The following is a 26,842-nucleotide window of genomic DNA, read 5'->3' on the forward strand; positions in this document are numbered from 1 at the left end:
CTGCGGCAATGCCGCAGAAAACGGGCCGACGGTCGGTCGGCCCCGAAGCGCGAAAAACCCAGGGCCGTCACGCATGAGCATGCGTGGGGTCTGGGTTTTTTGCGGCGCAACGCACGTGGACCCATGAAACGAACCGGATTCATCGAAGTTGGTGGCGTGGCCAGACCGCACGGAATTCGCGGGGAGTTCTGCATAAAGAGCTATGCGGACTCCCCGTCGCTTTTCGGGCGCGTGAGCACCGTCTTTCTGCAACGGGACGGCGGACGACCCGAGCCGCTTGCCGTGGAGTCCTGGCGCGAGCACAAGGGCATGGTCCTGCTCAAGTGCAAGGGCGTGAACGATCGCGACCGGGTCGACGAGCTGCGCGGCATGGCCGTGCTCATCCGCGAGGACGACCTGCCCGAGCCGGACGAGGGCGAGCACTATATCGTCGATATGCTCGGCTGCCGCGTGCGCCTGGACGACGGCACCGATGTGGGCGTGCTGGAAACCTTCTACGAGAACCCCGGCCAGGACACCTGGGTCATCGTGGCCGACGACGGCAAGGAGATCCTGCTCCCGGCCGTCCCCGAATTCGTTCTGGACGTGGACCTCGATGAGGAGGTCATTGTCATTGACCCGCCCGAGGGGTTGCTGGACCTCTACCTCAACCCGGAACCGCCCAAGAAGAAAAAACCGCGACGCCGCACGGCAAAGAAAAAGCCGCGCCCCAAGAAGCCGTCCGCAGCCGAGTAGCCCATGCGTTTTCATCTCGTCTCCATCTTTCCGCACTATTTCGAGTCGCCGCTTTCCTCGGGGCTCATGGGCAAGGCCGTGGAAACCGGACTGGTCGAGTTCGACCACGTGGACGTGCGCCACTTTGCGGGCGGGGTTCACAAGTCCGTGGACGACCGCCCCTTCGGCGGCGGGCCGGGCATGCTGCTCAAGCTCGATCCCATGGTCAAGGCGCTCGGGTCCATCGAGCGTCCGGGTCGGATCATGATGCTTTCCCCGCGCGGCAAGCCCCTGAATCAGGCCCGCTCCCGCGAGCTGGCCCTGGAAGAGGACGTCACCCTCATCTGCGGCCGTTACGAGGGCATCGACGAACGCCTCCTGGACCTCTACGACATCGAGATGGTCAGCGTGGGCGACTTCGTGCTCAACGGCGGCGAGGCGGGCGCGGTCTGCCTCATAGAGTCCGTGGCCAGGCTGCTGCCCGGCTTCATGGGGCATACGGATTCAGGGGACGAGGAGAGTTTTTCCGCCGGACTGCTGGAGTACCCGCACTACACCCGGCCCGACGACTGGGACGGCCTGACCGTGCCCGAGGTGCTCAGGAGCGGCGACCACGGCAAGATCTGCCAGTGGCGGCGCGAGCGTTCCCTGGATGCGACCCTGCGCGACCGTCCGGACCTGCTGCCCACTGCCTCCCTCACCGTGGAGGACGTGGACTACCTGCGGAAGCAGTCGCGCACCCGGCTGGGGCGCAACCTGTATATCGCCCTCTGCCACTACCCGGTGCTCAACAAGTTCGGCGAGAAGGTCGCGGTGTCCGTGACCAACCTGGACCTCCACGACATGGCGCGGGTGACCCGCACCTACGGGCTGGGCGGCTTCTACGCCACCACGCCCATCGAGGACCAGCAGGCGCTGGCCGAACAACTGCTTGCCCACTGGAAACAGGGGGCGGGGGCCAAGGCCAACCCGGACCGGGCCGAGGCGCTTTCCAAGGTCAAAGTTTTTGACGATATCGAGGCTGCCATCCTTGACATTACGCGTCAAACAGGGCAATGTCCCCGCCTCGCGGCTACGTCAGCAAGGCTGGATCGCCGCAAGGAGGCCGAGCCCGCGACTACCTACGGAACGGTGCGAAAATGGTTAGAAAATTCACCAGTTTTGCTCGTTTTTGGAACCGGACACGGCCTGGCCGAGGAGATCCTCTCCCGCGCGGAAGGAATCCTGCGGCCCATCCGATATCTGGACGATTACAACCATCTGTCGGTGCGCAGTGCGGTGGCCATCACCGTCGACCGCCTCATCGCGGATGAATATTAGATTTTGAGGATTAAGGAGAATACCATGAACGTGATCAAGAAAATCGAGTCCGAGCACATCCGCCTGGACATGCCCGATTTCAAGGCCGGCGACACCGTCAAGGTCCACTACCGCATCATCGAGGGCGAGAAGGAGCGCATCCAGGTCTTCCAGGGTGCTGTCCTGCGCCGCCGCCGCGGCACCACCAACTCCACCTTCACCGTGCGGAAGATTTCCGACGGCGTGGGCGTGGAGCGCGTGTTCCCCATGAACTCCCCCTTCATCGACCGCGTGGAAGTGGTCTCCGAGGGCAAGGTTCGTCGCGGTCGCATCTACTACCTGCGCAACCTGCGCGGTAAGGCCGCCCGCATCAAGTCCAAGCAGATCTGGGAGTAATTTTCCGGATAGGCGGGCGTCTGCGCCGCCGCTCGGTCGACCGGGACTCTTGCGTATTGAGATACGCTTCGATCCCCGGTCTCCCTCGCGTCGGTACATCCACCCACCTCTTCGAAAAATTCCTGGATTTCTATCTTGAGATATAGTGCCCGGAACGTCTGTTGGCGTTCCGGGCTTTTGTGCTTGCGCCGAGGTTCAGGTAGTCATAAGCCTTGGTTGCCGGGGCCGAATGCAATCGCTGTTTGCGTCTTTTCTTCTCTCCGCAATTCGGGCACAACATCACCACCATGACGCAACCGACCCTCTTTTCCGTTACAACCCACCTGCCCGAAGATGTGGCGGGTGTGGACGAAGCCGGGCGTGGCTGTCTGGCCGGGCCGGTGGTGGCAGGGGCGTGCATCCTGCCCGCCGAATACGACCTGCCCGGGCTGACCGACTCCAAACAACTCACCGCCGCCAAGCGGGAGGCGCTCTACGACCTCATCCGCGAGCAGGCCGTTGCCTGGTCTTTGGGTGTGGCGTGGGCTCCCGAGATCGACCGCATCAACATCCTGGAAGCCACATTCCAGGCCATGGGGCGGGCCGTGCGTCATCTGGGGCGCGAGCCGAAATTTCTGCGTATCGACGGAAACAAGACCATTCCGCACTACGCCCTGAAGCGGGACATTCCCCAGGAGTACGTGATCAAGGGCGACGGCTCGGTCCCGGCCATCTCGGCCGCATCCATCCTGGCCAAGACCTTCCGCGACAGGCTCATGGTGAAGCTGGCCGTCCGTTATCCGGGCTATGGCCTCTCCAAGCACATGGGGTACGGCACCAAGGCGCACATGGAGGCCATCCGCAGCCTGGGGCCGTGCCGTCTGCATCGCCTCACCTTCCGGGGCGTCAGGCCCGAGGAGAAGCCTCAGGCGCAGGCCTGCCTGTTCTGATCAATCCGTTTCGTGATAGGTGCCGGCGAAGCCTCGGATGGCATCGGCGTGGTTGTTTCGTCCGTTGTGGCAGCGGCGGCAGGTGTCCAGCACCGGTTTGCCGTCTCTGCCGGGCGTAGCGATGGTTTCGGCGCTCTCTTCTTGGATGTGCTCCCTGCCCGGACCGTGGCACGCCTCGCAGCCAACGCCGAGCTCCGTGTACCGCTTCTCGTAGGGGTTGCACCCTGTCAGATGGCACATGCCGCACCGCTGGCGGTAGTCGCGTCCGCCCCAGCCCGGCTTTCGGTTCCATCTGTGCTTGTCGAAACGGTATTCCGCAGGCAGGACGCGCCAGTCCGTATCGACGAAAGCCGCCTTCCTGTGCAGGCCCACCACCAGAAAGACGTCGTCCGCCCGGAGCGGGCTTTTCCCCCAGTCGCCGGGCAGGGCCGCGAGGTCCCGGCGGTAGCGGACGAAACGCGCCTTGAGCGTTTTGGACCACTGTTCATACTGCGTTTCGTGGCACTGGGCGCACGCCTTGGAGCCCGCATATGTCTCGGGAGGGGCCGTGGCGACGACGCCTTCGTTTCTGATGGAAGCGGCATGGGCGCTGGCCGCCGCCAGGCAGAGCAGCAGGCAGGAGAGAAGCATACAGTTGCGCATGGGGCCTATCCTACATGCCCCGGTACTCTGCGCAAAGCCCTTTTCCATGCTTAACAAACAGGCCCTGTCCATTTACAATGCAAGGGATGCAGACGTGGATTCTCCATATCGACATGGACGCTTTTTTCGCCTCCGTGGAGCAGCTCGACAACCCGGAACTGCGGGGCAAGCCCGTGGCCGTGGGCGGGACCTCGGACCGGAGCGTGGTCTCGGCCGCCAGCTACGAGGTGCGCAAGTACGGCGTGCGCTCGGCCATGAGCGTGGTCAAGGCCCGCCAGCTATGTCCGGATATCATCCTAGTGCCCGGACGAATGGCCCGCTACAAGGAGGTCTCGAGGCAAGTCATGGGCGTGCTGGCCGAGTTTTCGCCCACGGTGGAGAAAGCCAGCGTGGACGAGGCCTACCTTGATGGTACCGGCCTGGAACGGCTCTTCGGCCCCATCGACGAGGTGGGCCGGCAGATCAAGGCGCGCATGGCCGAGGTGACCGGGCTGACCTGCTCGGTGGGCGCGGCCCCGGTCCGCTTCCTGGCCAAGATCGCCTCGGACATGGACAAGCCAGACGGCATGTTCATCATCCATCCCCATCAGGTGGAGGACTTCCTGCGCACCCTGCCGGTGAAGAAGATTCCCGGCGTGGGCAAGAAGCTGCTCGACATCCTGACCCGGCTTGGCGCGCATACCTGCGGCGACGTGCTCAAGCGGGACCGCGCTTTCTGGGAGGAGCGGCTGGGCAAATACGGCGCGGCCCTGCACGACCGGGCGCGGGGCATCGACCCCAACGGCGTGGTCACCACCTCGGCGGCCAAGAGTTGCAGCGCGGAGAACACATTTCACGAGGACACCACCGACCGTGCGGTACTTACCCGTTGGCTCCTTGCCCAGTCCGAGCGGGTGGGCGCGGACCTGCGCCGCCACGGGTACAAGGGTCGCACCGTGACCCTCAAGGTCAAGTTCGCCGACTTCAAGCAGATCACCCGGTCCCTCTCCCTGGATTCACGAACGGACAACACCGCTGTCATCTTCGAGACGGCTTGCGCGTTGTTGAAACAGGTGGAGCTGAGACGCGCGGTGCGGCTCATCGGAGTGGGTGTCTCCAATTTCGAAGGCCGCAGCCGCCAGGTCACCCTTTTCGAGGAAGCGCCCCGGGCCAGTGAGGAAACAAGCGGCCTGGACAAGGCGGTGGACGCCGTGCGCCATCGCTTCGGCTCCAAGGCTGTCACTCGCGTGGATTTATTGGGTTTCAAGAAAAATAAAGAAAATGAATAAGTTGAGGCTATGCTGTTATAATGTCCCATTGGCCTTGCCAATGGTATGAAAGATTACTACATAGTTATTTCGAAGCACGTAAAAAACGTCTCCGGCGGGTTAGGGAGACACACCCAACATAGCATATGAAAATACTTAATTATAATGGCGCCTTGAGCGCTCGTTTTGTGGTTGCCCTGCTGGCGCTCTTCGCCCTTGCCTTCCTGGCCGTTCCGGCCATGGCGGAAGACGAAGAGGGGATCATGGAGGTCAAGCTCTCCAAGGAGCCTGCCGCCCTGGACAAAACCGTGGAAGGGAGTCTCGACTATCTTTTCGAGGTTTTGGAAAATCCCTCCGCCTCCTTTGACGCAGCCAGGCTCGATCCCATGCTCGACCTGGTGGCCAACGGCCAGGAGGACCCCAAGGACATCAAGCCCGCCCGCCGCTTCGGTGGTAACGGCATTCTGCTGAGGCGCGAAGTCTCCTCCGACCTGGAGACGATCATGCGCTACTTCTACAACAAGGATATCCCCAACTTCCTGCTCTGCCCGGCGGTGCTCCGGCTCTCCGGCTGGCACAAGGGCAGCGAGTTCCTGGAGCGCAAGACCCCCCTGTGGGACGAACTTGGCAATCTGGACAAGCCGGTCCTGACCCGCGGCAGCGAGTTCGAGGTCTGCACCCCGGACTCCTTTGGCGAGGCCTACTTCCGCTATGACCTGAACCGGCTGATCGTGCTGCTCAAGTACCAGGGCCGCAACGTGCTCATCTCCATCTCGGAGCAGGCTGACAAGTCCGACGTGGGCCGCAAGGGCGCCATCCTTGATGACAGCCAGTGGGATTATTTCTATTCCGGCATTGAAGGCCTCAACAAGGGTATGATCGGCTGGATGGACACCTACATGTACAAGTCTGCGTCCGTGCTCATCTTCGTGGAGCAGGACAAGGAGGCCAAGCAGTCCACCACCTTCCTGTTCAAGTGGCTCAAGGCCGGCTGGGCGGGCATGAACGTGGTCAAGCGCACGCACATCTACGACGGCACCCTGCGCTACGCCCGGAGCCTGATCAAGGTCCTGGAGAGCCCGGACCTGACCCCCGTCGAGATGACCGAGGGCATGCAGAGCGTGGCCCGGTTGAGCAAGCCCGAAATCGACTCGCTTATCGACCGGTACGCCAAGAACTTCGAGGCGCGCTTCAAGGACGACCCCAAGCTCAAGAAGAAGGAATACGCCAAGGTCATCGCGGACGGCGGCTATGCCGGCGTTCTGGATGCCGATGCGCGCAAGTCCGTGGTCTACCTGCAGAAGCTCAAGTCCATGCTCGGCATGGAGACCCTCATCGACGTCAGCGCCTCGCCGCTGGCAAAAAAGGGCGACGAGGCGGCAGTCGGTTCGGACAGCTAGCCAACCCGCGCGAACATCGTTATGCTGACGGCGCACCGCATATTGCGGTGCGCCGTTTCTTTTTTGCGCGGGAGGCGTTCATGAAGACCAGTGAAAGCGATGCCAAGTTCAAGTTCTGTCCGCTGCTCAAGACCAGCGACGACAAGATGAAGATGTGTCAGGGCTCCATGTGCATGATGTGGCGCTGGGTGCCGGACGAAAAGGGCGGCGACACCGAGGAGGGCTATTGCGGCCTGGCCGGAACGCCCTGCGCTTCCCTCAGCTGACCCGGCTTGCCCGGCCTGCCGGTTCGTGGCACAAGTGAGTCATGCCGAAGCCGTTTCATTTCAAGCTCGAAAGGGTCCTGGACTACCGCACCCAGCTGGAGGATCAGGCCAAGTCCGAACTCGCCCGCGCCCAGCACGCCTTTGACGAGCAGGCTGCCGTGGTCGACGATCTGCTGTCGCGTCAGGCCGCCCATCTGGCCAGCGAGGCGGAATCGCGCAAGTCGGCCAACGACATGTGGCTGTGGCGGCAGTACAAAGAGGCCCTGGAACGGGACGTGGCGGATGCCCGGTATCGCCTGAGTGAGTTGGAACTCAAATTGCATGATAGCCGCGAGAAGGCGGTGGCACGTTCCAGGGATCGTAAACTCCTGGAGAAGCTCAGGGAAACCCAAGCCAGGAAGCATCATGAAGAAGAAAGCGCCAGAGAAGAGAAGGAAAACGATGAAATGGCAACGCTCCGCCACCAATCTCAAGATTTCTAGGGTCCTGGCCAGTCTTGTTTTTCTGGCCCTTTTGAAGCTCGCCGTGTTCGGCATGCTCAGCGTCGATTCCGTGACGCTCAAGGTCATGGAGACCGTCATGCCCGACGACGTGGCCGTGGCCGCCGAAACCGGGACCCAGTCCACCACGCCCATCGCGGACAAGGCCGATTCCGAGGCGAATCGGGCCACAGCACGGGAAACCGAGGCGGACAAGCAGGCCGAAGCCGTGCGCACCGAGCAGGACATGCCCTCCGAATGGAAGGCGCTCAAGCGCAAGGAAGAGGAGCTGGCCGTCAAGGAGCGCACCCTGCGCGAGATGGAGGCCTCCATCAAGGCGGAAGCCCTGCGCGTTGAGAAGATGCACGCCGAGATGCGCCAGATGCTAGACGAGGCCAAGGAAATCAAGGACAAGCGCGTCAAGCAGTTGGTGGACATGATCTCCAACACCAAGGCCAAGAAGGCCGCCGAGATTCTCCAGACCATGGAGACCGAGCTGGCCGTCAAGGTTTTGTCAGGCATGCGCGGACGCCAGGCGGGCGAGATCCTCACCTTTGTTGAGGCCAAGAAGGCCGCCGAACTCTCCGAGCGTCTGACCAAGCTCCAGATTCCCTTCATGGACGGCAACCAGTAGTCGTTCACCCACGAAAGTAAAAAGGCCGTCCACCCGGACGGCCTTTTTTTTATGAATTTTCATCTCGAGCCGCCTCCGCGAAGCGGCACCAGAAAAAATGAATTGGTCTAGAAGCCGTGCTCGCGCAGATAGTCCATGGTGATGCCCTTGGCGGGCGTAGCGGGGTCGTCCTGGGCGGTCCAGGGCGCGACCATGCGTTCGACGTACTTGCCGATGACATCGGTCTCCATGTTCACCTTGCGGCCCGGGGTCCAGCCGGAGATGGTGGTGGCCTTCTGGGTCTCGGGGATGATGTTCACCTCGAGCCAGTCCGGTCCGCAGTCGTTGACGGTCAGGGAGATGCCGTCCAGGGCCACCGAGCCCTTGGGGATGACGTATTTGCCGTGGGCTGCGGGGAAAGTGAGGCGGTAGATGTTGGACTCGCCCGCGGGGCGGACCTCCGCCACCTCGGCCAGTGTGTCCACGTGTCCGGCCACGATGTGTCCGCCGAAACGGTCGCCCATGGCCATGGCCCGCTCCAGGTTGGCCTTGGAGCCCACCTTGAGATCGCCGAGAGAGGTGACGGACATGGTCTCGCGGCTGGCGTAGGCGGTAAACCATTTCTCGCCGAAAATTTCCACGGTCAGGCACGTGCCGTTGACGGCGATGGATTCGCCCAGTTCGATATCCGGGAGATCGAAGAGCGGTTCGATGCGCAGGCGTGTTTCCGCGCCCCGCCTTTCGACCGACGTGATTCGGCCCAAGCCCATGACCAGTCCTGTGAACATGATGATTCCTCGTTTGGTGCGTCGTTGCCCGACGTTGTAGCAGGGTGCGCTACGGGTGTAAATCGCGCCCCTATAGCGGGCGCATGGTCAGCAGCATGTCCGGTCCGGTGCGCTCGCTCTTGATGATGCGGAAGTCCATGGTGTCTTCCATGGTGACGTCCTGGCGGCCGAAGTAGGAGGACGGTGCCTGGTTGTCGCCGAGGATGCGCGGGCAGACGAAGTGGATCAGCTCGTCGGCCAGGCCGTGGGCCACGCACTGGAGAGCGAAGCGGCCGCCTCCTTCGATCAGGGTGGTGTAGCAGCCCAGGGAGTAGCGCAGCCGCTCGAAGCCCACGGACAGGTTGAAGCAGCGGGGACCGCCCGGCAGGGGCCAGACGCTGGTGCCACGCTGGCGCAGCTCGTCGGCCAGGGTGGTGGAAGCGGCGGCTTCGGTGGTCCACAGGATCACTTGTTCAGGTCTATCGCGCAGCAGGGTGTAGGCATCCGGATTGTCCGGCAGCCGCGAGGTGACGACCACGGCATAGGGCTGGCGAAAATCCGGGTCGAGCCCCGGAGCCCGGCAGGTAAGGCTGGGGTTGTCGGCGCGCAGGGTGCCGCCGCCCACTACCACGGCGTCCACGCGGGCGCGCAGTTCGTGCACGCGGGCAAAGGATTCCGGGCTGGAGACGGGTTCGGGCCTGAGGTAGCGGGAGGCGATCTTGCCATCCAGGGTGGCGGCCATCTTGATGATATTGAATGTGGAGTGGGAACTCTGCCAGAGCAGGAAATCCGCGATGAGATCCCGGCACTCCTCTTCGAGCACGCCGGTGATGACCTTGATGCCGTGCTCCTCGAGTTTTTCCACGCCACCGGCGGCCACGGGGTTGGGGTCGCGCGTGCCCACCACCACCTTGGCCACCCCGGCCTCGATCAGGGCCTCGGTGCAGGGCGGGGTCTTGCCGTGGTGGTTGCACGGCTCCAGGGTCACGTACATGGTCATGCCGCGCGGGTCCACGCCCTTGCTCCGGGCGTCGGCCAGGCACTCACGCTCGGCGTGCAGCGCGCCGTACCGGGTGTGGTAGCCCTCGGCCACGATGGTCCCGTCCCCTTCGGAGGTGTCCACAAGCACGGCCCCGACAGTGGGGTTGGGCGCGGTCGGGCCCTTGCCCTGTTCGGCCAGTTTGATGGCCCGGGCCATGAAGCCCTGGTCCCTAGAGAAATTTGCCCGGCATGAAAACATGGTTCACTCCGGCTTCGTCGAGCATCTGCTCGGACAGCTCGTCAGGGTAGTTCTCGGCGTAGTAGATGTTTTTCACTTCGCAGTTGATGAGCATCTTGGTGCACAGGATGCAGGGCTTGGTGGTGCAGTATATGTCGCAGCCGGTCAGGTCCAGGGAGTGGGTGGCCGCCTGGATGATCACGTTCTGCTCGGCGTGCAGCCCCCGGCAGAGTTCGTGCCGCTCGCCGGAGGGGATGCCCATCTGGTCGCGGAGGCAGCCCACGTCCTCGCAATGGGCTATATTGGTGGGCACGCCGTTGTAGCCGGTGGCCAGGATGCGCTTGCCGCGCACGGCGATGGCTCCCACGGCGCGGCGGGTGCAGGTGGAGCGCTGCGCCACCAGGTGGGCGATGCGCATGAAATATTCGGGCCAGGGCAGTCTGTCGGACATGGTGAATCCTCTCGCGCTATGATTTTGCCGGAAAACCCGTCTATCACTTCTTGGAATGAAAGGAAATCCCCGGCGTCGCGCCGTTGCGAACGGTTTTCCTCTTTTGAAACGAAAAAAGGGAAACATCCATGGGCGTTTCCCTTTTCTGATGGCACCCGGACCGGGCGCCGCACTAGATGCCTCAGCCTCCAGGCGAACATCCGCCGCTCCCTGCGGTCGGCATGGGGCCGAGCCCGGTGGCGCCGCCATCAGTCTGGACGGCGCAGGCGCTCATGAGCTTTTCGACCTGAGTGGAGCCGCATTTCGGGCAGGGCGGCAGTTCGTCCTGCGAAAAGACCAGCTCCTCGAACTCTGCGCCGCAGGCGCGGCAGCGGTACTCATAGATGGGCATGATGTCCCCTCGTGTAGTTGATGGTGAATGGCCTGAAAAAGATGGGGTCGGAATCCGCAAAGTCAAGCACGTTGCACTTGCACTTGTTACACAAAATGTGCAATATCGAGTGCATCAAGTTGCACAAAACTGAGAGTGCAACCGGTTCTTTGAATTGGTAATGTTTCAATTGAATCAGCCTGTTACAGTGTTTGGCACGTCCTATGCTTTGGCCATAGCAAGAAGACACCAGCACACTCTCTTCTTCCTCTGGCAAAAACATTTTTAACAACAGGAGACTGTATCATGACAAAGAAGAACATTACCATTACTTCCCTGGCGGCGGTGCTTGTCCTCGCCATGTCCGCCTTCGCCTTTGCCGGCCCCGGCTATGGGCGTGGTGGCTGCGGCGGTCCCGGCTACGGCCAGGGCGCTGCCTACACCCAGCTGACCCCGGAGAAGCAGGCCGCCGTGGACAAGATCTACGAGAAGTACGACGGCAAGTTCGACGAGCTGCGTACCGAGATGTGGACCAAGCGCGCCACTCTCCAGGCCATGATCAACGGCGGCAACGCCGATGAGGGCAAGATCGGCAAGCTCACCACTGATCTGACCAACCTTCGCGACAAGATGTGGGACCTGCGCAAGAGCATGTCCGATGAGTTGGTCAAGGAGACCGGCATCGAAGGTTTCGGTTACGGGTATGGTCGTGGCGCCTGCTCCGGTTTCCGTGGCGCAGCACGCTCCAACGGCGACTGCCCCGGCTACGGTCAGGGTTACGGTTCCCAGCAGGGTCGCGGCTACGGCCGAGGCATGGGCCGCATCTAGCAACGTATTTCCGCATTAACCCGGAAAACAGGATAGGGCGGAGCGGTCATTCACGGGGAATGCCGCTCCGTTTGCTTTGCCTCGGGGTGCGAATATAATGGACGGCAACAGTCAGAGACTACAGCAGATATCCATGTTAGGACTGGTTGTGTAGGAATCATTTTACTCCCGGAGGTTCGCATGTTGCGGAAAATAACGTCCCTCACGTCATTTCTTTCCTTCATCGTCACTCTGATCACCAGCGTCGTGCTGTACATCATCCCGCAGGGACGCGTCGCCTACTGGGCGAACTGGCACCTCATGGGGCTGTCCAAGGATCAGTGGGACGACATCCACATCACCGTGGGCACCCTGTTCGTGGTCGCGCTGCTGCTGCATATCTGGCTGAACTGGAAACCCATCATGGCCTACATGAAGAACCGTGCCCGTGAGCTGGTGGTCCTGACCCCGGCCATGGTTGTCAGCGTGGTTCTCACCCTGTTCGTGACCGTGGGCACCCTGTTCGACCTGCCGCCCATGAAGCAGCTGCTCGACGTGAGCGCCTCCATCAAGGACGACGCCGTGAACACCTATGGCAACCCCCCGTACGGCCATGCCGAGCTGAGCCCGCTCAAGAAGTTCTGCGGCTTCCTCGGCTATGACGCGGACAAGGCCCTGGCCGCTCTGAAGGCCGCCGGATACGGGCCGGATATTTCTCTCAACAGCCGGATCAAGGACATCGCCGCAACCAAGGGCGTCAGCCCGCAGATGGTCCTGAACGCTATCCGCGGGGATCAGGGCGGCGATCCGTTCCTCTCCCTGCCCGCGAATCCGCCCGAGGGCACCGGCAGGCTTAAGCTCACCGATCTGGCCAAGTCCTTTGGCCTGCCCATGGACAAGGTCCTCTCTCGCCTGGCAGCCAAGTCCATCCAGGCCGACGAGACCATGACCATGAAGGAAATCGGAAACAAGAACGGGCTCAGCCCCAAGGAAGTCTACGGCGCGTTGCGCGCAGAGTAGCGTCATATGGAAGTTCATTACAGCGGAAGAGAAAAAGGCCCCCTGGTCGCCCTGGTCCTGGCGCTCATCGTGCTCGGCCTGGGCAGCCTGTATCTGACCTGGCGTTCCATCGCGCACCAGCGCGAGATCGTGCAGGATCACATGATCATGACCGGAGCCTCCATCCTCCGCGGGGTGGACAACAACATCATGCGTATCGTGCGTAGCCTGCGAATGAATCCGCAGGCTACGCCTCTTTTCCCGGCCATGGCCGAGGATCTCTTCACCGAACTGGCCAAGTCCGAGGACATTCTGTTCATCACCCTCTACGACAAGGACGGCAAGCCGCTGGTGACCTCGGAAAAGGACAAGACCAAACCTGTCCTGGCTCTTCCCGACAATGTCACCGGAGAGATCGAGCCGGGCCGCGCCTGGCACGTCATGGCCTCATTCGACAAGCAGGCCGTGCTCATCTCAGGGCTCAAGGTACGACCCAGCGTGGCCGCGCTCAGCAGCCCGAGCCTGCGCAAGAACCTGGAGACCGAACTCGCCAAGCGGCGGGGACTCGGCCGGGGGCAGGGCATGGGCCAGAATATGGGGCAGAACATGGGGCAGGGCATGCGACCCGGCATGGGCCCGCTCATGGGGTCGGAAGAGATCGACGCGCCGCCCGTGTTCCTGGTCATCGGCTTCAACGCCGAAAAGCACCTGGCCCAGTTCCGCCAGTATCGGCGGGCCGCCACCTATCAGACCGGGTACGTCTTTCTGGCCGCCGTGGTGCTCTGGTCCCTGGCCTTCGCCTATCTCCGCCGACGCGGCGAGGGGCGCAAGCTGATCCGCATGGAGCGGTTCCAGAACAAGCTGCTGGACAACATGCCCGACGGCCTCGTCACCCTGTCCGAGACGGGCCGGGTCATGGCCGCCAACCGTTCGGCCAAGAAGCTGCTCGCCCCCGAGGGCGAGGACACGGTGCCGGAGATCATCGGGGCCGACTGGCGCGAGTTCTCCTTCGGCCAGCAGGCCGGAGAGGTGCATCACACCTCTTATGAATGGGAACAGTTCGACTACCAGGGCCGCCAGCTGGAGATTCTCTCCCTGCCGTTCCAGGCTAGCGACGTGGACGCCGCTCCCGAGTTGGGGCAGCGCCTGGTACTCATCCGCGACCGCACCGAAATCCGCTCCCTGGAAGAGGACCTGAACGAGGCCAAGCGGCTGGCCGCTATCGGCTCCCTGGCAGCAGGCGTGGCCCATGAGGTGCGCAACCCCCTGTCCTCCCTGCGCGGGTTCGCCCAGCTCTTCGCCACCAAGCTCAAGGGGCAGGCGCCGCTGGATCAGTACGCCGCCACCATGGTCCAGGAGGCGGATCGCCTCAACCGGGTGGTCACGGATCTGCTCTATCTGGCCAGGCCGCGTCAGCTCGCCCCGCTGGAGACCGATCTGGCCCAGGTGGGAGAGTCGCTCAGACAGCTCATGCGCTTCGATTTCGAGAACAAGCGGACCGAGCCGCACTTCGAGTTTGGCCCGGAGCCGGTCTACGCCGACCAGGACGCGCTTCGGCAGGTGCTGCTCAACCTCATCTCCAATGCCCTGGACGCCATCGCCGGGTGCGAGGAATGCGACAAGCCCGGCCATGTCACCCTGACTTCGGCAAGGGGCGAGGGCGGCGTCTGGATCACCGTGGACGACGACGGACCGGGCATGGATCCCAACCTTACCGACGACGTGTTCAAGCCCTTTGTCACCGGCAAGAAGACCGGCACCGGCCTGGGCCTGGCCATTGTCCAGAACATCATGCGCGCCCATCGGGGCAGGGTGACCATCGACTCCCGGCCCGGCGAAGGCACGCGGGTGCGGGTGTTCTTCCCGGACGGGGAAGAGCTCCGGGAAATCGACGATGCGGTGCTCATGGGCTCCGAGGAGGGCGCGGCCGAGGTCGCTGAGGAGACCGGAGCCGAGATCGCCTCGGAGGAGGCCCGATGATATTTCGTGTACATGCGACGCCCTGCCCGGTGCGGTGCGTCGCGGGATGAACCGACAACCTCCCAGCCCGTCCTGCGGAGCCGGGGGAGGCGAGCCATATGGAAGAACGAATTGTATTGATCGTGGATGACGAGCCCGGCCACCGCATGATGGTCCGGGCCGTGCTGGAGGACGACGGCTGGACCGTGCTGGAGGCCGACTCCGGCGAACGCGCGCTGACCGTGCTCTCCGAGGAGGCCGAGGCCGACACCTATCCCGACGTGGCCATGGTCGACATGAAGATGCCGGGCATGGACGGTATGCAGCTGCTCAAGGAGCTCCAGGTCCGGCGGCCCGGCATGCCCGTGGTTCTGCTCACGGCCTTCGGCTCGGTGGGCAGCGCCGTGGACGCCATGAAGAGGGGCGCGTTCGACTACCTGACCAAGCCGGCGGACAACGACGAGCTGACCGCCGTGCTGGGCAAGGCCTATGAATATCACAAGCTCCTTGAGGAGAACGCCCGCCTGCGTGCAGAGGTGGGCGGCGAGGTGGATTTCATCGGCGCGTCGCCCGGCATCGAGCGGGTGCGCGACCTCATTTCCCAGGCCGGGCCCACCGAGGCCACGGTGCTCATTCTCGGACCGTCCGGCACGGGTAAGGAGCTGGTGGCCGAGGGGCTGCACCGTGCTTCCAACCGCGCCGACAGACCGCTGATCAAGGTCAACTGCGCGGCTCTGCCCGACGACCTGCTTGAGTCCGAGCTTTTCGGCTACGAAAAGGGCGCGTTCACCGGCGCGGTCAAGGACAAGCCTGGCCGCTTCCAGTTGGCTGACGGCGGTACGCTCTTCCTGGATGAGATCGGGGAGATGCCTGCGCCGCTCCAGGCCAAGCTGCTCCGGGCCCTTCAGGAGAAGACCATCGAGCCGCTGGGGTCGGTCAGGACCGTCAAGGTGGACGCCCGGATCATCGCGGCCACCAACCGCAACCTCAAGGCCGAGGTCGAGGCGGGTCGATTCCGCGAGGATCTGTTCTACCGCCTGGCCGTGCTGGAAATCCGCATCCCTCCCCTGTGCGAGCGCAAGGAGGACCTGCCTCTGCTGGTCAGTTTCCTGCTTCGCCGCCTGGGCAACAAGAACAACAAGATCATTCGCACGGTGACCCCGGCCTTTCTGGACGCCCTCTCCGGCTACGATTGGCCGGGCAACGTCCGGGAACTGGAGAACGTGCTGGAGCGCGCCCTGATCCTGTCCCGCTCGGACGCCCTGGGGCCGGACCTGCTTCCGCCCCAGATTGCCGGAGCGCGCGAGGCCGCCATTGACATGCATTCGGGTTTTGAGCCCGCCCCGTCTTCCCCGTCCATGGGAACTCCGGCATCTCTTGAGGAGGCTGAGAAACTCGCCATCATGCGTGCCCTGGAGGAGAACGGCAATCACCGGGAGCGCACGGCCGATGCCCTGGGCATCTCGCGCCGCACGTTGCAGTACAAGCTCAAGAAATACGGCCTGACAAGGCGGTAGGCGAATGGCCGGGCTGACTGTCGAGACCTTCGTCCTCGGGCCGGACGAGACCAACTGCTACCTGCTCTCCCGCAACGGGAAGGGGGTGGTCGTGGACGTCGGGCTCGACCCGGCTCGCCTCATCGAACGCATCAGCGAGTGCGGTCTGGAGTTGGAAGGGGTGTACCTGACCCACTTTCACTTGGACCACATGGGCGGGGTCAAGGAGCTGCTGGCGAGCCATCCCGCCCCGGTTTTTTCCAGCGGCGGGGACGAGTTCCTCAAGGAGATCTCTCTGGAAGCGGGCGGCATCCGCGAGTTCGTCGCCTACGTGGATTTCCCATACGAATCCATAGGTCCCGGTCGCCGTACGGCCCTGGGCCAGACCATGGTGGTCCTGGACACGCCGGGGCACACGCCGGGCAGCCTTTCCTACTTTTTCCCTGCGGCCGGGTGCGTGTTTGTTGGGGACCTGCTGTTCATGATCGCCGTGGGACGCACCGACCTGCCGCGCGGTTCCGGGCCGGAGTTGCTCGGCTCCATCCGTTCCCGCATCTTCATTCTGCCGGACGAGACCCGCATTTATTCGGGCCACGGCCCCATGACAACCGTGACTCATGAGAAGCGGAACAATCCTCATTTCCTATAAAACGCGCCGCGTCCGCTGCCGCGTTCCGGATTCGACTCATTACGCACAAACCCCTTTTGCTTCATCCCGTTTTATTCTATGGTGAAACTGCTCAACGCTTCCAAACCCCATAGGATTTACACATGGTTGAAGAAACCGCCAAAGAAGTGGACGTCGCTCCGGAGACCCTGGAGGCCGCCAAGCAGCTCATGGCCCGGCGTTTCAAGTTCATCAAGCATCCCGACGGTGTCATGAAGCGGGTTGCCAGGATCGGCGCAAAGCACGTTGCCAGAGACATGACGCTGGACCCGGAGCGATATGCCGAAAGGGAGCAGCCGGATAAACCGTTGCCCGTGGATGGCCTGGACCCGCTGGATATCCTGCGCAAGGAACACCAGTTGCCGGCCCTGCCCCAGGTCTTTCTGGAGTTGCAGCAGGCCATCAATGCGGACAACACCTCTGCCGACGATCTGGCCTCGGTCATCAGCCGTGACCCGAGCCTGACCGCCTTCCTCCTTCGCATGGTCAACTCCGCATTTTATTCCCTGCCCATGCAGATCGACACCATTTCCCGCGCCGTGACCGTCATCGGCGTAAACCAGCTCTCCACCCTGGCCGTGGGCACTTCGGTCATTTCCCTGTTCAAGGATGTGCCCGCAGAGGTCATGGACATGGAGCAGTTCTGGAAGCATTCCATCGTGGTCGGCCTGCTGGCCCGCCGCCTCTGCCGGATGACCGGCAAAGGCGACCCGGAGCGCGCTTTCGTTGCCGGGTTGCTGCACGACATCGGCCAGCTCATTCTGCTCCAGACCGAGCCGGAGCGCGCGTCCGCAGTCCTGGGGCACGCGCGGGCGTCGGGGGAGCTCCTTTGGGACAAGGAAAAGGCGCTCCTCGGGTTCGACCATGCCACCTTGGGCGGCATGCTGCTGCGCAAGTGGAATTTCCCCTTTGTGCTGGTCAGCGCGGTGCTGGAGCACCACACGCCCAAGGCGAGCCAGAAGGCCGAGGAGCCCGGTCTGGTCCACTGTGCCGAGATCCTTGCCACGGCTTTGGGTATCGGGACCAGCGGGGAGTATTACGTCCAGCCGCCGGAGTCCGCTGTCTGGGAGGCCATGGAGCTGACACCCGACCGGGTGGAGGAGATGATCGCCGACCTCGACGAAGAATTGGAGGACGCCTTTTCCATCCTGATCGCCCGGTAGGCGTGATTGACAACCGAAGGGCAAAGCCTTACTCCTCTCGGGCCAATACCCGATCAAGGAGATTTCATCATGCGCGAAAAAGTTGAAGCCGTGCTCGACAAGGTCCGTCCCATGCTCCAGTCCGACGGCGGCGACGTGGAACTGGTGAACGTTACCGACAAGGGCATCGTTCAGGTGCGCCTGACCGGTGCGTGCAAGGGATGCCCCATGTCCCAGATGACGCTGAAGAACGGCATTGAGCGCATTGTGCTCAAAGAGATTCCCGCGGTTAAGGGCGTGGAGGCCGTAGACTAGCGGGCATTGGGGGGAACGCGCGTGTTGCGACCCGCGCCAATCCATTTTTTCGGCTTCTCACGGGAGCCCCGGAAACCCTGGAATTGCCGTTTCTCGGTTTCGTACGAACGAGGCAGGGAATCTACTGTTTTTTTAGGTGCATGAGATTTCCAAGGCTGCAAGGGTAGAACAATACGAAATCTTCCCGCGCCAGCGGTGCGCAAAAGGGGATGCAAGGGGGTCAACCCCTTGCCCGCCGGAGGCGAAATCACCTGATAAACGCCGCCGAAAGGCGGCTTCCCTATCTGATTTTCCAAGCGATGGCATGACGCCTTTCAGGAAGACATATTTCAAGGAGTAATGAGATCATGACCAAGATTGTATCCCGGTTCGCGCCCAGCCCGACCGGTTTTCTGCATATCGGCGGCGCCCGGACCGCGCTGTTTTCCTGGCTGCTGGCCCGTGCCGCCGGGGGCGAGTTCCGGCTGCGCATCGAGGACACGGACCGGGAGCGCTCCACCCAGGAGGCCACGGACGCCATCATCGATTCCATGAAGTGGCTTGGGCTCGAGCATGACGGCGAGGTCGTGTTTCAGTCCACCCGCGCCGACCGGCACAACGAGGTGATCGACACGCTGATCGAAAACGGTCACGCCTACTACTGCCAGTGTTCCAAGGAAGATGTTGACGCCATGCGCGAGAAGGCCATGAAGGAAGGCCGCAAGCCCAAGTACGACGGCACCTGCCGCGACAAGGGACTGACCTCTGGCGTGGTCCGCCTCAAGGCCCCCCTGGAGGGCTTCACCGGCTACGTGGACATGGTCAAGGGACCCATCAACGTGGAGAACACCGAGATGGACGACATGATCCTGCGCCGCTCCGACGGTACGCCCACCTACAACCTGGCCGTGGTGGTGGACGACCATGACATGGGCGTGAACACCGTGCTGCGCGGCGACGACCACGTCAACAACACCCCGCGCCAGATTCTCATTTACAAGGCCATGGGCTGGGACGTGCCGCGCTTCGGCCACGTGCCCATGATCCTCGGCCCGGACAAGAAGAAGCTTTCCAAGCGCCACGGTGCGCTTTCGGTCATGGAGTACGAGAAGATGGGCTACCTGCCCGAGGCCGTGTGCAACTATCTGGCCCGCCTGGGCTGGTCCCACGGCGACCAGGAGCTCTTCACCATGGACGAGATGGTCGAGCTCTTCTCCACGGACAACCTCGGCAGGTCGCCGTCGGTCTTCGACCTGACCAAGTTCGAGTGGGTCAACGGCCAGTACATGCAGAAGGCTGACCCGGAGCGGTTGGCCGATATGCTCATGGATTTCCTGGCCCGCCAGGACGCGGACGCGGCGGCCAAGGCTGATCGCGCCACCATTGCCAAGGCCGTGCCGCTCCTTCAGCAGCGCGCCAAGTCTCTGGTGGACATGCTGGAGCAGGCCGGTCCTTTCATCGCGGACGCCGCCCAGCTCGACTATGACGAGAAGGCCGTGGCCAAGTTCCTCAACGAGGAGACCAAGCCGCTGCTCGAAGAGATCGCCGCGCGCATGGACGCGCTGGAAGAGTTCTCGGAACAGACCCTGGAAGATCTGCACCGCCAGTTCCTGGAGGACAAGGACATCAAGTTCAAGGTCATCGCCCAGCCTATCCGTGTAGCCCTGACCGGGCGCACCCAGTCCCCCGGCCTGTTCGAGACCATGACCGCACTGGGCCGGGAGCAGACCCTGGCTCGCATCCGGAGGGCGCTGGCGCTGTAGCCCGTCGCACATCTCTGACTACGCAAAAATGAAGCCCCCACCGGACCGTCCGGTGGGGGCTTCTTTTGGAGAGGAGGTGTGTATCGCGTCTATATCATGCGTCCCTCAGGTCGCTTTTGATGCTCTTGTAGGTCTGCTCGTCGATTTCGCCGGTTGCGTACCGGCGTTTGAGAATTTCCTCGGGCGTCTGTTCCTTGGGCCCGGGCGTGCCGCAGGGGGTCGCGGGTTTACGGAACATCCGCACAGTGAAGTAAATGATCAGCCCAATGACGACCAGTTGCAGGATGCCGCCGAAGTGGAAGGGGAAGAAGCCCCCGCCCCAGCCGACCATGCCGTGTCCGCCGCCTTGCCAGAAGCCCGGACCACCGCACCAGTTGCCGAATGCGCTCAAAAATTCCATACCGTCACCTCGTTTAGTCTTTGCCCAAAGATAAGCATAGGGCGTGCCAAAGCATAGTTTCCTGGAATCAATGGATAAAACAGGATATCCGTATTTGTGGGGATGTGCAGCTGTGCAGCTTGGTGCACTTGACCGGGCAATGGCTTGCACGTTGCACGCTGTACAGGGGGGCATCAACAGGGCGCAAAAAAGCTGCCACCGGCAGTTTGCCGGTGGCAGCAGTGGCTCGCAGAGCCGAAATGACGTAGCGTAAGCCTAGTCGGCCTTCTTGGTGGCCACGGGCTTGACCACGGCGCCGCTGCGGATGCAGCGGGTGCAGGCCTTGATGGACACGACCTGGCCGGACTCGAGCTGATGACGAACCTTCTGCAGGTTAGGCATGAAGCGGCGCTTGGTTTTGATGTGGGAGTGAGAGACGTTGTTGCCGGTCTGGGGACCCTTTCCACAAATATCGCAAACCTGGGACATTGCGACCTCCTGATGTATTCTAAATGAAATTTATCACTTGCGTGTGTTGCATGCCGGGTGGGGTTGGTAGCTTCCCCAGGCGGCGGGAGAGATTCATTACCGAGCCTTCCGGCAAATGGCAAGGGTTTTTTTCTTGACAATGGAAAAACTTCCCATATAGGAGACTCCGGTTGCCCGAGCGGGCCGGGGCGCATGAAGGCGTCCTCCGTTTCACCGCAGCCGGGGCGCGCTCCTCATATTACAGAGGAACCGGGCCGCGGCGGCGACGCCTTTTTCATGGCGGGAACCGACGGCTGGCCGGAGCAACCCAATGGAGCAATACGATGACCGATCTGTGGATAGCCATAAGCGACATTTCCCCTGAAGGAAAGACCTTCACCTTCGACGACCAGTCCATCTGGAGCCGGGGGTGGGAGGAATTTGCCATTCCGGTCACGCCGGTCGAGGATATGGTCGCCGAAGTGACCATCCAGCCCCAGGGCAAGGACGGCGCGTTGGTTCGGGGCACCCTCAAGGGGAGTGTCTCGCTGCCGTGCGACCGTTGTGCCGAATCCTTTGTGCTGTCCATCGATTCGCAGTTCGACGCCTTCGAGCAGCTCCCAGACGGGGAGTACGACGGCGAGCCTCGAGTCCGCGAGGAGTCCGGCCAGCTTCAGTTCAACATCGGCGCGCTCCTCTGGGAGGAGTTTGCCGTGGCCCTGCCTGTGAAGCCCTTGTGTTCGGATGATTGCCGGGGCGTGTGTCCCCAGTGCGGTCAGGACCTGAACAAGGGCGAGTGCGATTGCGAGCAGGATGAGGGCGACGAAAGACTTGCGGTTTTCCGCAATTTGAAGATAGACTAACGCCCCTTGGTCGGAGGGCGGCTTGCCGCTTTCCCTCCGGGCACTGAAATAGAGAATCTACATAACACGAGGTATACATCATGGCAGTCCCCAAGAAAAAGACTTCCCGGTCCCGCAAGGGCATGCGCCGTTCCCACGACAAGGTTGCGGCTCCCAACGTGATTTACTGCGAGTGCGGTGAACCGACCCTCCCCCATCGCGCTTGCGCCGTGTGCGGCACCTACAAGGGCCGCCAGGTGATCAGCGGCGAAGATGCCTAGCACCGGCGAACAGATGGCTCCGCGCATTGCCGTGGACGCCATGGGCGGCGATTTCGGCCCGCAGGTCGTGGTCCCGGGCGCGGTTGACGCCGCGCGCGAGGGCATTGCCGTCACCCTGGTCGGCGACGAGGAGCGCATCAACGCGGAACTCGCCAAGTTGAACACCGGTGGGCTGGACATTTCCGTTGTCCACGCCACCCAGGTGGTCGAGATGGATGACAAGCCCGCCGACGCCTTGCGGCGCAAGCGGGATTCGTCCATTCAGGTGGCCTGCCGTCTTGTCAAGGACGGCGGGGCCGATGGCGTGGTTTCCGCGGGCAACTCCGGGGCGACCGTGGCCTGCGGCATGTTCGTGCTCGGCCGCATTAAGGGCGTACTGCGTCCGGCCCTGGCGGGCATCATGCCCACGGAGAAGACCCCCGTGGTGCTCATCGACGTCGGCGCCAATGTGGACTCCAAGCCTCAGCACCTCTTCCAGTTCGGCCTCATGGCCGATGTCCTGGCGCGTTACGTGCTTGGCGTGGACAACCCCTCGGTGGGTATCCTGTCCATCGGAGAGGAAGAGGGCAAGGGCAACGCCACCGTGCGCGAGTCCTTCGATCTGCTGCGCGAGTCCAACCTGCGGTTCATCGGCAATGTCGAGGGCCGCGACATCTTCACCGGCGACGTGGACGTGGTCGTCTGCGACGGCTTTGTGGGCAATGTGGCCCTCAAGCTGTCCGAAGGGCTGGCCAAGTCCATGAGCAGCCTGCTCAGGAAGGAACTGACGGCGAGCTGGCTTTCCAAGCTCGGCGCGCTGCTCTCCCTTCGCGCCTTCAAGCGGTTCAAGAAGCTGGTGGACTACGCCGAATACGGCGGGGCTCCGCTTCTCGGGCTCAAGGGCGTGGTCATTGTGGCCCACGGCAAGTCCAACGAGCTGGCCGTGGCCAACTGCATCCGCATGGCCGCCACCTCGGTGCGCAATCGGACCCACGAGCACCTGGCCGAGGGGCTGGCCGCGCACAAGGACATCACCGGCAGGAATGGCCGGTCCGACAAGGACGCGGCCTAGGTCCGGCATCATGACGACTCCGGCTCTGGGCCCGCAGTTCGGGGCGAAAACAACCCTCCTCGAAGAGCCTCATCCGGAGAAAACCCGCCGAGTTGGCGTCAGGGCGAGCCTTGCAGGGCTGGAGCCTTGTCGTGCCGTTTTCCGGCCCCGGCGGGGCGGTCTCGCAAGCCGCCGTGTCATGGCTTGCACAACTTGACCGCACCCATCCAATCCCTTACACCACCACCCATGAATATGAATTTCATCCTCCGAGGCCTTGGCAGGTACGCTCCCGAGCGTGTCCTGAGCAACGCCGATCTCGAAAAGATAGTGGATACGTCCGACGAGTGGATCACCACCCGTACCGGCATTCAGCGCCGCCACGTGGTGGCTGACGGTGAAAACGCTTCGGACATGGCGGCCGAGGCCGCGCGCATGGCCCTGGCCAACGCGGACATGGACGTCTCCGAGCTGACCCACATCGTCTGCGCCACCTTTACCCCGGACTCGGTCATCCCGTCCTGCGCCTGCCGCATTCAGGAGAAGCTGGGTATCAAGGGGCAGATGTGCATCGACGTGTCGGCAGCCTGCTCCGGCTTTCTCTACGCCCTCCAGACCGCACGCGGCTACCTTCTTCTCGAACCGGACGCCAAGGTGCTCGTCGTCAGCACCGAAGTCATCTCCCGGCGCATCAACTGGGAGGACCGCACCACCTGCGTCCTGTTCGGTGACGCCTCGGGTGCGGCCATCATGACCGCCGGGGAAGAGTCCGACAGGCCTCGCGTGCTGGACGTCATGCTCGAAGCCGACGGCACCCTGGGCGACCTGCTCACCGTCAACGGCGGCGGGTCGGCCTACGCCTACAAGAAGGACGAGCCCGTGGGCAACGAGTTCTTCGTGCAGATGGAGGGCCGCGAGATATTCAAGCACGCGGTGCGCAACATGGTCGGTATTTCCGAGCGGCTCCTCGAGCGCAACGGCCTCGCCAAATCCGAGGTGGACGTGCTCCTGCCGCACCAGGCCAACTACCGGATTATCGACGCGGTGGGCCGCAAGTTCGACATCCCGGAGGAAAAGGTCTTCTCCAACATTCACGAGTACGGCAACACGTCCGCCGCCTCGGTTCCCCTGGCCCTTTCCGAGGCCTGGGACACCGGGTTCATCAAGCCCGGCAACCTGGTGCTGATCCCCACCTTTGGCGGGGGCTTCACCTGGGGTGCGGGCCTGATCCGGTTCTAGGGAAACGCCGCTCCGGGACGGTCCTGTCTCGGGAACCGGGGAGCGGGTTTTTCGTCCGGCTGCGTGAAAAACAGGGAGTATGCATTTAAACGCCCGTTTCGCTATACTTTCGTAACAATGTTGTGATAGACCACCTCACCCGGTGGCCCCATGCCAATTTGCAGTCGCAGACCAATTGGTATATGGGGGTGCAGATCAACGAGCAAGACAGAGGTATTTGATACATGAGCGATCTTCCCAAAGTCGCATTGGTCACGGGTGGTTCCCGGGGCATCGGCCGTACCGTGGCCGAGACCCTCGCCGCCGACGGTTTCGAAGTCTACCTGACCTACGTGAGTCGCCCCGAGGCCGCGGAGGATGTGGTGGCAGCCATCGAAGAGAAGGGCGGAAAGGCCAAGGCCTTCAAGCTCGACTCCGCCGACCGCGGTGCCATCGCCGCCTTTTTCAACGACGAGATCAAGGGCAAGGTCGCCCTGGAGGTGCTGGTCAACAACGCGGGCATCACTCGCGACGGTCTGATCATGCGCATGAAGGACGAGGACTGGGACAAGGTCCTCGATATCAACCTGACCGGTTGCTTCGCCTTCCTGAAGGAAGCGTCCAAGATCATGGGCAAGCAGCGCTCGGGCCGGATCATCAACATCACTTCCATCGTTGGCCAGATGGGCAACGCGGGCCAGGCCAACTACTGTGCCGCCAAGGCCGGGCTCATCGGCCTGACCAAGTCCGCCGCCCGCGAGCTGGCCGGACGCGGGATTACGGTCAACGCCGTGGCTCCCGGATTCATAGAGACCGACATGACCGCCGAACTGCCTGAGAAGGTGGTCGACGCCATGCTCGCGCAAATTCCGTTAAAATCCCTCGGGCAGTCCGAGGACATAGCAGCCGCAGTCGCCTTCCTTGCCGGACCCGGAGCCGGGTACATCACCGGCCAGGTGTTGGGCGTCAATGGCGGCATGTACATGTAACCTAGAAGAAAAAAGAAAAGTATACTGGAGGAAAGTATGTCCGATGTTGCAGCAAAAGTGAAAGATATCATCGTGGAGCAGCTTGGCGTGAGCGAGGACGAGGTTGTTGAGACCGCCGCCTTCGTCGAAGACCTGGGTGCCGATTCCCTGGACCTGACCGAGCTGATCATGGCCATGGAAGAGGAGTTCGACCTGGAGATCGATGACGAGGAAGCTCAGAAGATCATCAAGGTCCAGGACGCCATCTCCCACATCGAGAAGGCTCTGTAGCTTTCGATTTCTTGACATTGACAAGAATGCGAGCGCCTTGTGCACGTTTCGTGTGAGGCGCTCCTTTTTCATTTTTCCCCACAAGAAGGTATCACGGATAACTATTATGAACAGGGTTGTCGTCACCAGCGTTGCGGCCATCACTCCCCTTGGTAATGACGTTGAGACCAGTTGGCAGAACCTCCTGGCCGGCAAGTCCGGCGTCCGCGAGATCCAGAGCTTCGACACCACGGATTTCGCCACCCGGATCGCGGGTGAGGTCAAGGATTTCGATCCCACTCTCTACATTCCCAAGAAGGAAGCCCGCCGCATGGAGCGGTTCACCCAGTATGCGGTGGGCTGTGCCCGGCAGCTTTTCGATCGGGCCGGATGGACCATCCCCGAATCCGAGGCCGCGCGTGCCGGAACCATCATCGGCGTGGGTCTGGGCGGCATTCATTCCATCGAGGTCAACCACGAGAAGCTCCTAGACAAGGGCCCCAAGAAGATCACGCCCTTCTTCATTCCCATTCTCATTGCCAACATGGCTGCCGGACAGGTGTCCATCGAGGCCGGGGCCATGGGGCCGAACGTGTGCACCACCACGGCCTGCGCCTCGGGCACTCATGCCGTGGGTGCGGCCTACACCGATATCGTCATGGGCCGGGCCGACGTCATGATCTGCGGCGGTTCCGAGTCCACCATCTCCAAGCTGGCCGTGGCCGGCTTCAACGCCATGAAGGCGCTCTCAACCCTCAATGAGGAGCCGGAGAAAGCGTCCCGTCCCTTTGACGCTGACCGTACCGGCTTCGTCATGGGCGAGGGTGCTGGCCTGCTCCTCCTGGAGTCCCTTGACCACGCCAAGGCGCGCGGTGCAGAGATTCTGGCCGAGGTGGTCGGGTTCGGCGCGTCCGGCGACGCATACCACATGACCGCCCCGCGCGAGGACGGAAGCGGCATGGCCCTGGCCATGGCTGCCGCCGTGCGCGAGGCCAAGGTGGACCCGTCCGTCATCGACCACATCAATGCGCACGGAACCTCCACCAAGCTCAACGACCTGTGCGAGACCCGCGCCATCAAGAAGGTCTTCGGCGACCACGCCTACGACATCGCCATCTGCGCCAACAAGTCCCAGATGGGCCACCTGCTCGGTGCGGCGGGCGGCGTCGAGTCGGTCTTCTCCGTCAAGACCATTGCCGAGGGTGTCATCCCCGGCACCATCAACCGCGACACGCCTGATCCGGACTGTGATCTGGACGTGTGTGCGGACGGTCCGCGCGAGAAGCGGATCGACTACGCGCTTTCGAACTCGTTCGGATTCGGCGGCACCAACGGCTGCATCCTGTTCAAGCGCTTCACGGATTAGCAACAAGGGGAGGGCGAACGCCTTCCCCTTTTCTGATATAAGGACGGATCTCCACCCCGCATGGACAGGCGGGAGCGGCAGGCGGACGAGGGTGAAAAAGC

Annotated in this window: 31 protein-coding genes; 24 read left to right on the forward strand and 7 right to left on the reverse strand. The window is 62.6% G+C overall.

The genetic code is table 11. The features are described 5' to 3' along the window. Positions 1-123 precede the first annotated feature (123 nt). The 4 genes from rimM (at position 124) to GM415_RS08055 (ending at position 3,338) form a co-directional block, all read left to right on the forward strand. Positions 124-735 (forward strand): ribosome maturation factor RimM, encoded by a 612-nt coding sequence (gene rimM, locus GM415_RS08040; protein WP_158947301.1) that lies wholly within the window; start codon positions 124-126, stop codon positions 733-735. Between the two features lie 3 nt (positions 736-738). Beyond that, entirely contained in the window at positions 739-2,034 is a 1,296-nt protein-coding gene (gene trmD, locus GM415_RS08045) for a tRNA (guanosine(37)-N1)-methyltransferase TrmD (RefSeq protein WP_158947302.1), read from the forward strand. Positions 2,035-2,058: 24 nt separating this feature from the next. Next, positions 2,059-2,409, forward strand: a complete 351-nt coding sequence (gene rplS / locus GM415_RS08050) for a 50S ribosomal protein L19 (protein ID WP_158947303.1) — start codon at positions 2,059-2,061, stop codon at positions 2,407-2,409. Positions 2,410-2,696: 287 nt separating this feature from the next. Beyond that, complete coding sequence (locus GM415_RS08055) at positions 2,697-3,338, forward strand: ribonuclease HII (RefSeq protein ID WP_158947304.1); 642 nt, start codon at positions 2,697-2,699, stop codon at positions 3,336-3,338. Here the strand turns inward: GM415_RS08055 and GM415_RS08060 are convergent, their stop codons facing one another. Beyond that, positions 3,339-3,980, reverse strand: coding sequence for a multiheme c-type cytochrome (locus GM415_RS08060; RefSeq protein WP_158947305.1), 642 nt, complete (start codon positions 3,978-3,980; stop codon positions 3,339-3,341). It abuts the gene before it with no gap. Positions 3,981-4,066: 86 nt separating this feature from the next. Between GM415_RS08060 and dinB the strand changes: the two genes are divergently transcribed. The 5 genes from dinB (at position 4,067) to GM415_RS08085 (ending at position 8,006) form a co-directional block, all read left to right on the forward strand. Continuing rightward, positions 4,067-5,248 (forward strand): DNA polymerase IV, encoded by a 1,182-nt coding sequence (gene dinB, locus GM415_RS08065; RefSeq protein WP_158947306.1) that lies wholly within the window; start codon positions 4,067-4,069, stop codon positions 5,246-5,248. A 125-nt stretch (positions 5,249-5,373) separates the two neighbouring features. Next, positions 5,374-6,627 (forward strand): hypothetical protein, encoded by a 1,254-nt coding sequence (locus GM415_RS08070; protein ID WP_158947307.1) that lies wholly within the window; start codon positions 5,374-5,376, stop codon positions 6,625-6,627. Between the two features lie 80 nt (positions 6,628-6,707). Further along, a complete protein-coding gene (locus GM415_RS08075) occupies positions 6,708-6,893 on the forward strand; it encodes a hypothetical protein (protein ID WP_158947308.1) in 186 nt (61 codons plus the stop codon). 41 nt (positions 6,894-6,934) lie between these two features. Further along, on the forward strand, positions 6,935-7,375 hold the full coding sequence (fliJ, locus tag GM415_RS08080) for a flagellar export protein FliJ (protein ID WP_158947309.1): 441 nt from the start codon (positions 6,935-6,937) through the stop codon (positions 7,373-7,375). Continuing rightward, complete coding sequence (locus GM415_RS08085; RefSeq protein ID WP_242012413.1) at positions 7,335-8,006, forward strand: MotE family protein; 672 nt, start codon at positions 7,335-7,337, stop codon at positions 8,004-8,006. Before fliJ ends, GM415_RS08085 begins: the two co-directional genes overlap by 41 nt. A 107-nt stretch (positions 8,007-8,113) precedes the next feature. On the opposite strand, the gene GM415_RS08090 is transcribed toward GM415_RS08085, so the two are convergent. The 4 genes from GM415_RS08090 to GM415_RS08105 form a co-directional block, all read right to left on the reverse strand. Beyond that, entirely contained in the window at positions 8,114-8,773 is a 660-nt protein-coding gene (locus GM415_RS08090) for a riboflavin synthase (protein ID WP_158947311.1), read from the reverse strand. 70 nt (positions 8,774-8,843) lie between these two features. Next, positions 8,844-9,992, reverse strand: coding sequence for a bifunctional diaminohydroxyphosphoribosylaminopyrimidine deaminase/5-amino-6-(5-phosphoribosylamino)uracil reductase RibD (ribD, locus tag GM415_RS08095; protein ID WP_277872935.1), 1,149 nt, complete (start codon positions 9,990-9,992; stop codon positions 8,844-8,846). Next, the gene (locus GM415_RS08100) at positions 9,964-10,422 is read right to left on the reverse strand and encodes a deoxycytidylate deaminase (protein WP_158947313.1); all 459 of its coding nucleotides are present in this window, start codon (positions 10,420-10,422) and stop codon (positions 9,964-9,966) included. The genes ribD and GM415_RS08100 overlap by 29 nt, the downstream gene beginning before the upstream one ends. 181 nt (positions 10,423-10,603) lie before the next feature. Further along, positions 10,604-10,813: an FmdB family zinc ribbon protein gene (locus tag GM415_RS08105; protein WP_158947314.1), complete on the reverse strand. Its 210-nt coding sequence runs from the start codon at positions 10,811-10,813 to the stop codon at positions 10,604-10,606. Between the two features lie 285 nt (positions 10,814-11,098). Between GM415_RS08105 and GM415_RS08110 the strand changes: the two genes are divergently transcribed. The 8 genes from GM415_RS08110 (at position 11,099) to gltX (ending at position 19,919) form a co-directional block, all read left to right on the forward strand. Next, positions 11,099-11,620, forward strand: a complete 522-nt coding sequence (locus GM415_RS08110; protein WP_158947315.1) for a periplasmic heavy metal sensor — start codon at positions 11,099-11,101, stop codon at positions 11,618-11,620. 180 nt (positions 11,621-11,800) lie between these two features. Continuing rightward, complete coding sequence (locus GM415_RS08115) at positions 11,801-12,619, forward strand: DUF4405 domain-containing protein (protein WP_158947316.1); 819 nt, start codon at positions 11,801-11,803, stop codon at positions 12,617-12,619. Between the two features lie 6 nt (positions 12,620-12,625). Then, a complete protein-coding gene (locus GM415_RS08120; protein ID WP_158947317.1) occupies positions 12,626-14,578 on the forward strand; it encodes a two-component system sensor histidine kinase NtrB in 1,953 nt (650 codons plus the stop codon). Between the two features lie 98 nt (positions 14,579-14,676). Continuing rightward, a complete protein-coding gene (locus tag GM415_RS08125; RefSeq protein ID WP_158947318.1) occupies positions 14,677-16,074 on the forward strand; it encodes a sigma-54-dependent transcriptional regulator in 1,398 nt (465 codons plus the stop codon). A 4-nt stretch (positions 16,075-16,078) separates the two neighbouring features. After that, the gene (locus tag GM415_RS08130) at positions 16,079-16,702 is read left to right on the forward strand and encodes an MBL fold metallo-hydrolase (protein WP_158947319.1); all 624 of its coding nucleotides are present in this window, start codon (positions 16,079-16,081) and stop codon (positions 16,700-16,702) included. A 122-nt stretch (positions 16,703-16,824) separates the two neighbouring features. Next, the gene (locus tag GM415_RS08135; protein ID WP_158947320.1) at positions 16,825-17,883 is read left to right on the forward strand and encodes an HDOD domain-containing protein; all 1,059 of its coding nucleotides are present in this window, start codon (positions 16,825-16,827) and stop codon (positions 17,881-17,883) included. A gap of 69 nt (positions 17,884-17,952) precedes the next feature. Further along, a complete protein-coding gene (locus GM415_RS08140) occupies positions 17,953-18,177 on the forward strand; it encodes a NifU family protein (protein ID WP_158947321.1) in 225 nt (74 codons plus the stop codon). Between the two features lie 347 nt (positions 18,178-18,524). Beyond that, a complete protein-coding gene (gene gltX, locus GM415_RS08145; RefSeq protein WP_158947322.1) occupies positions 18,525-19,919 on the forward strand; it encodes a glutamate--tRNA ligase in 1,395 nt (464 codons plus the stop codon). 94 nt (positions 19,920-20,013) lie between these two features. Here the strand turns inward: gltX and GM415_RS08150 are convergent, their stop codons facing one another. Next, positions 20,014-20,319: an SHOCT domain-containing protein gene (locus GM415_RS08150; RefSeq protein WP_158947323.1), complete on the reverse strand. Its 306-nt coding sequence runs from the start codon at positions 20,317-20,319 to the stop codon at positions 20,014-20,016. Positions 20,320-20,574: 255 nt separating this feature from the next. Then, the gene (gene rpmB, locus GM415_RS08155; protein ID WP_158947324.1) at positions 20,575-20,787 is read right to left on the reverse strand and encodes a 50S ribosomal protein L28; all 213 of its coding nucleotides are present in this window, start codon (positions 20,785-20,787) and stop codon (positions 20,575-20,577) included. 323 nt (positions 20,788-21,110) lie between these two features. On the opposite strand from rpmB, the gene GM415_RS08160 reads away from it, so the two are divergent. The 7 genes from GM415_RS08160 to fabF all read left to right on the forward strand — a co-directional run bounded on the left by GM415_RS08160 (position 21,111) and on the right by fabF (position 26,741). After that, entirely contained in the window at positions 21,111-21,629 is a 519-nt protein-coding gene (locus tag GM415_RS08160; protein WP_158947325.1) for a DUF177 domain-containing protein, read from the forward strand. A gap of 80 nt (positions 21,630-21,709) precedes the next feature. Further along, entirely contained in the window at positions 21,710-21,889 is a 180-nt protein-coding gene (gene rpmF, locus GM415_RS08165) for a 50S ribosomal protein L32 (protein ID WP_158947326.1), read from the forward strand. Then, positions 21,882-22,940: a phosphate acyltransferase PlsX gene (plsX, locus tag GM415_RS08170; protein WP_158947327.1), complete on the forward strand. Its 1,059-nt coding sequence runs from the start codon at positions 21,882-21,884 to the stop codon at positions 22,938-22,940. The genes rpmF and plsX overlap by 8 nt, the downstream gene beginning before the upstream one ends. 228 nt (positions 22,941-23,168) lie before the next feature. Beyond that, positions 23,169-24,158: a beta-ketoacyl-ACP synthase III gene (locus GM415_RS08175; protein WP_158947328.1), complete on the forward strand. Its 990-nt coding sequence runs from the start codon at positions 23,169-23,171 to the stop codon at positions 24,156-24,158. Positions 24,159-24,382: 224 nt separating this feature from the next. Continuing rightward, positions 24,383-25,126, forward strand: coding sequence for a 3-oxoacyl-[acyl-carrier-protein] reductase (fabG, locus tag GM415_RS08180; protein WP_158947329.1), 744 nt, complete (start codon positions 24,383-24,385; stop codon positions 25,124-25,126). Between the two features lie 36 nt (positions 25,127-25,162). Beyond that, positions 25,163-25,396: an acyl carrier protein gene (locus GM415_RS08185; protein ID WP_158947330.1), complete on the forward strand. Its 234-nt coding sequence runs from the start codon at positions 25,163-25,165 to the stop codon at positions 25,394-25,396. A gap of 106 nt (positions 25,397-25,502) precedes the next feature. Next, positions 25,503-26,741 carry a beta-ketoacyl-ACP synthase II gene (fabF, locus tag GM415_RS08190; protein WP_158947331.1) on the forward strand — a complete coding sequence of 413 codons (1,239 nt, stop codon included), beginning with the start codon at positions 25,503-25,505 and terminating at the stop codon, positions 26,739-26,741. The last annotated feature ends 101 nt before the right edge of the window (positions 26,742-26,842 follow it).

It is taken from the genome of Pseudodesulfovibrio cashew (genome assembly GCF_009762795.1).
In the GTDB taxonomy this organism is placed as follows: domain Bacteria; phylum Desulfobacterota; class Desulfovibrionia; order Desulfovibrionales; family Desulfovibrionaceae; genus Pseudodesulfovibrio; species Pseudodesulfovibrio cashew.